At 73.4% G+C, this 3,999-nt stretch carries 4 protein-coding genes and 1 pseudogene; 3 read left to right on the top strand and 2 right to left on the bottom strand.

Annotation, left to right across the window (positions count from 1 at the left end; genetic code table 11):
- Nucleotides 1–233: 233 nt before the first annotated feature.
- Nucleotides 234–548, top strand: coding sequence for a hypothetical protein (locus EXE51_RS17385; protein ID WP_129452394.1), 315 nt, complete (start codon nucleotides 234–236; stop codon nucleotides 546–548).
- Between the two features lies 1 nt (nucleotide 549).
- A complete protein-coding gene (locus tag EXE51_RS17380; protein WP_049932651.1) occupies nucleotides 550–1,281 on the top strand; it encodes a DUF4382 domain-containing protein in 732 nt (243 codons plus the stop codon).
- Between the two features lie 282 nt (nucleotides 1,282–1,563).
- Here the strand turns inward: EXE51_RS17380 and EXE51_RS17375 are convergent, their stop codons facing one another.
- Nucleotides 1,564–2,256, bottom strand: a complete 693-nt coding sequence (locus tag EXE51_RS17375; protein ID WP_089308794.1) for a VTT domain-containing protein — start codon at nucleotides 2,254–2,256, stop codon at nucleotides 1,564–1,566.
- A gap of 70 nt (nucleotides 2,257–2,326) precedes the next feature.
- Nucleotides 2,327–3,154 (bottom strand): NAD(+)/NADH kinase, encoded by an 828-nt coding sequence (locus EXE51_RS17370; protein ID WP_049932608.1) that lies wholly within the window; start codon nucleotides 3,152–3,154, stop codon nucleotides 2,327–2,329.
- Nucleotides 3,155–3,301: 147 nt separating this feature from the next.
- Between EXE51_RS17370 and EXE51_RS17365 the strand changes: the two are divergent.
- Nucleotides 3,302–3,999, top strand: a pseudogene (locus tag EXE51_RS17365) (KaiC domain-containing protein); the annotation flags it as partial.

The following is a 3,999-nucleotide window of genomic DNA, read 5'->3' as shown; positions in this document are numbered from 1 at the left end:
CCGTAACCGGGGGCGCGCCCGCCGACTACGGTCCACGGCCGCGCCCCCGGTTACGGTCCGCGGGCGCGTCGCCGATCTCGGCTGCCGGAGTTATCCTTTTATATACCACCCGCTGTTCAAGTCGATCTCCCGGTTTAGGCCGTCTTCTACCGATTAAACCGAATTAAATCGGGCGTAATTCGGCTGAACGGCTTGGGGCATTAAACCGTGTAGCGCTCCGAGGATGAGTCGCAATGAACGCACTCCGAACGACGCTGCTCGTGGCGCTCGCCACGGTGGTACTGATCGGGACCGGCGCGGCCGCCGGTGCCGTCGCGGCGACGCCCGGCCCGGACAACGCCTCGGGCGACGCGGGCCCGCCGAGCGACCTCCCGGACCAAGTGCCGGACTTCGTCGGCGGGATCCTCGACAGCGTGAACGAGTTCCTCGGCGGCGGGGTCGATGATCTCGGCGAGACCGTGAGCGATATCGCCGGGAACGGCGCCGGCGAGGGCGACGGAACCGACGCGGAGAACGGGACGACCGCCGACGGAGCGGGGGGTGCGTGACGTGACTGACCGCGCGCCCGACCTCGACGCGCTCGACAGGCGCACTTACCTCAAGGCGACCGGCGCCGCCGCCCTCGGGGCGACGGGCCTCGCCGGCTGTGTCGGTCGCGCGACGGGAACGCTCGCGACGCAGGTGACCGACCAGCCCGCCGACATCGGCGACTTCGAGTCGCTCGTCGTCACCGTCGAGGGGTTCTGGCTCGGCCCGGAGGGCGCCGATCCGGAGGAAGGTGACGCTGACGGCGCGAACGAGACCGACCCGGACGACGGGAGCGACGACACCGACGCCGGCGGGAACGAGACCACCGACGGCAACGGGACCGACGACGAGGGGGACGCCGCCGAGGGTCGCGAGTACTTCGAGTTTGACGAGTCACAGGAGGCTGACCTCGTCGAACTCCAGAACGGCGAGACGCAGCTGATCGACGAGCGGGAGCTCCAGACGGGCGAGTACCCGTACCTCCAGCTCGACGTGTCGTCGGCCGACGGGACCCTCACCGACGGGAGCGACGCGGCCGTCGATCTCCCGGGTAACGCGCCGCTGAAGTTCAACGAGCAGTTCGAGATCCGCGAGAACGCGCGGACGACGTTCACCGCGGACTTCGCGCCGGTGCTGCGCGGGAACGGCCGCTACCTCCTCCGCCCGGTGCCGAGCGGGATCGAGGTGGAGTACGAGTCCGAGGCGTCGGAGGACGGTTCGAGCGGCGAGAACTCGACCGACGGCGACTCGTAGCGACGCCGCGCTCTCCCGGTCCCCCGTTGGAGTCGCGGCCGCGTCCGGCGCTCGCAGGGGCGAGCGCGGACCGCACCGCGGCTTCGGGGTCAGGGCTGGGTCGGTTCCCGGGATTCGGGGACCGGGGGAATGCGCGCGTCGCTGCGAGCGGTTCCCGACGCAGAGCACCCGTCTGCTGTCAGAGGCACACGGCCCGCACGACCGCCCGAGCGACGACACGCCCGGGCGGTCTTTTCGCTTTCTGCGATCCGTCCGCCGTATCGGCGCCCAGTGTCCGCCGAGTCAGACCGTCGTCGCGTCCGTCCGGAGGAACGTCCGGTAGAGCGGTCCGGCGAGTATCAGCACGCCGACGGCGGCCATGCCGAGGACCACGGCCGGGTCGACGAGCGACCCGCCGCTCGCCGCAAGGCGGTCGAGCGAGACGCCGACGGCGACCCCGGCGAGGACCCACGGGAGTTCGCCGAACGCGGTACCGGTGATGAACGGCCGGACGCCGACGCCGGCGGCCGCGGCCCCGACCGTCACCGCGTCCGACGGGAGCGGCAGCAGGCGGGTCCCGGTCACGGCGCGCACGCTCCCTGACTCGGCCGCGAAGCGCTCGCCGGCGCGACAGAACCTGTCGGCGATTCCCGACGCGTCGCCCGCGTTGGCGCCGTCTCGGAGGCGGAATCTCCCCGCCCGGGCGAGCGCGTACGGGGGGAGCGCGGTGCCGACGACGAGCGCGAGCGCGAGCGGCGTCCCGGCCCAGCCGTACCCGAAGCCGACGGCGACGGCAAGCAGGGTCGTGGGCCACGCGAGGAGCGGCCTGACCGCCGCGAGCGCGACGATCGCGGCGCCGAACCGCAGCGGGTCTGTCGCGAGCCACCGGAGCCGCGAGAGCGCCGCCTCGGGGGAGACCGCGAGGGTCACTGCCGCCACCGCCGCGACGAGGACCCCGGCGACCGCGTACCGTCCGAGCGCCGACCGGCGATTCACGCTCCGGCGTCCGCGGGCGTCCGGTAAACGCTTTGTGGGTGCGTCCGGCCGCCGCCGTGCAGCCGCCGGCTCAGGACAGCTTGCCGAGCGCCTCGAAGAAGTCGGAGGGGGGACCGGCGATCCGTATCGGTGGCGCGGCGCGTTCGACGGTCACTTCGGTCGGCCCGTCGAGCGCCGCGGTGTCGCGTCCGTCGCTGACGACGGTCGCCCCCGCGTCGTCCGCGACCGCGACGGTTATGCTCGCGTCGGCGTCGACGACGAGCGGTGGCATCCCGTCCTCGGCGACCATCTCGTTGACGATCAGCCCGTTCACCTCGGGGTGGACGAGGGGCCCGCGCTCGGAGAGGTTGTACGCGGTCGACCCGGTCGGCGTGGCCACGAGGACCCCGTCTGCGTGCCCCCCGGCGTACCGCGACCCGTCGACCCGCACCTCGTAGTCGATCCCGCCGCCGGGGCCGCGTCGGTCGCCCTGAATCACCACCTCGTTCGCGGCCGGCGTCGACGTCCAGCCGCCGGCGCTGGCGGCGAGCCGCGGGGCTTCCCGGACGTCCAGCCCCCCGTTCCGGAACGCCCGGACCTCGGCGCGGAGCGCCGCCGCCGCGTCGGCGGGCGGGACCGCGTTGAGGAACCCGACCTCGCCGAGGTTCACCCCGACGATGGGGGTGTCGCCGGCGTTGCGCGCGACGAACAGGAACGTGCCGTCGCCGCCGACGGCGACGACCAGGTCGCAGTCGTCGAACGCGTCGACCGCCCGGGCGTCGTCGCCCGCGTCGAGCGCGGCGGCGGTCTCCGCGTCGAGCCAGACGCTCTCTCCTTCTTCGGTGACGATGTCTCGGAGAGTCGCCGCGAGCGACGCCGCCCGCTCGCTGCCCTTTCGCGCGACGATGCCCACTTCCATGCGGAAGCCATCCCCGTCCCCGGATAAAAGCGTGCGGACATCGGGGAGCCCGATCGAGTTCTCAACGCGCGGGAGTTCGCCGGAAAGTTTCAAGCCGCTTGGTCGCGTTGCTCGGCTCATGCCGAACCCCCACGGGCGGCGGAAACGATGAGCGAGGAGGACGACTGGTTCGAGCGCGCGCTGCGCGAGACCGACGAGGAGTCCGACGAGCGGCCGGTGGGCGACGCGGAGCGCGGATCCGACGGCGGGCCCGGGGAGTCGGATGATGCGCAAGAGCGGGATGACGCGCCGGACGAGCCGGAGGACGCGACGGGAGTACCGGACGAGTCCGACGCTCCCGGCGACGGGGGTGCGGAGCGGGAGTTCGACGACCCGGCGGTCGAACTCGGCGCATCGAGTGACGACGCCGAGCCCGCGGACCCCTTCGGCGGGAACCGCGGGGAATCGGACGCCGACGCGGGCGACGGGGACCCGTTCGGCGGTGCGACCGATGACGGCGAGGCGCGCTCCTCCGGCGACACGGCCGACGACGGTGACCCGTTCGGAGGGACCGACGAGCCGAGCGGCGACCGGTCCGCGGGCGACCGGTCCGGTGACGACTCGACGGCAGACGGCGTACCGGCGGACGCGTTCGGCGATGTCGGCGGCGGCGGCGGAGAGTTCGGGTCGTTCGGTGCGGACGACCCCTTCGGCGGCGGGAGCGACGCCGGCGCGAGCGAAGCGAGCGCTCCCGACCCGGACGCCGGTTCCGGGGGCGAGACGGACTCGTTCGGTGCTGACGACCCCTTCGGCGGGAGCCGCGGGGGCAGCGGGAGTAGCGGCGGTGCGGACGGCAGCGCGGGGGG

It is taken from the genome of Halorubrum sp. CGM5_25_10-8B (assembly GCF_005435095.1).
GTDB lineage: Archaea > Halobacteriota > Halobacteria > Halobacteriales > Haloferacaceae > Halorubrum > Halorubrum ezzemoulense.
This window is presented reverse-complemented; position numbering and strand designations above follow the sequence as displayed.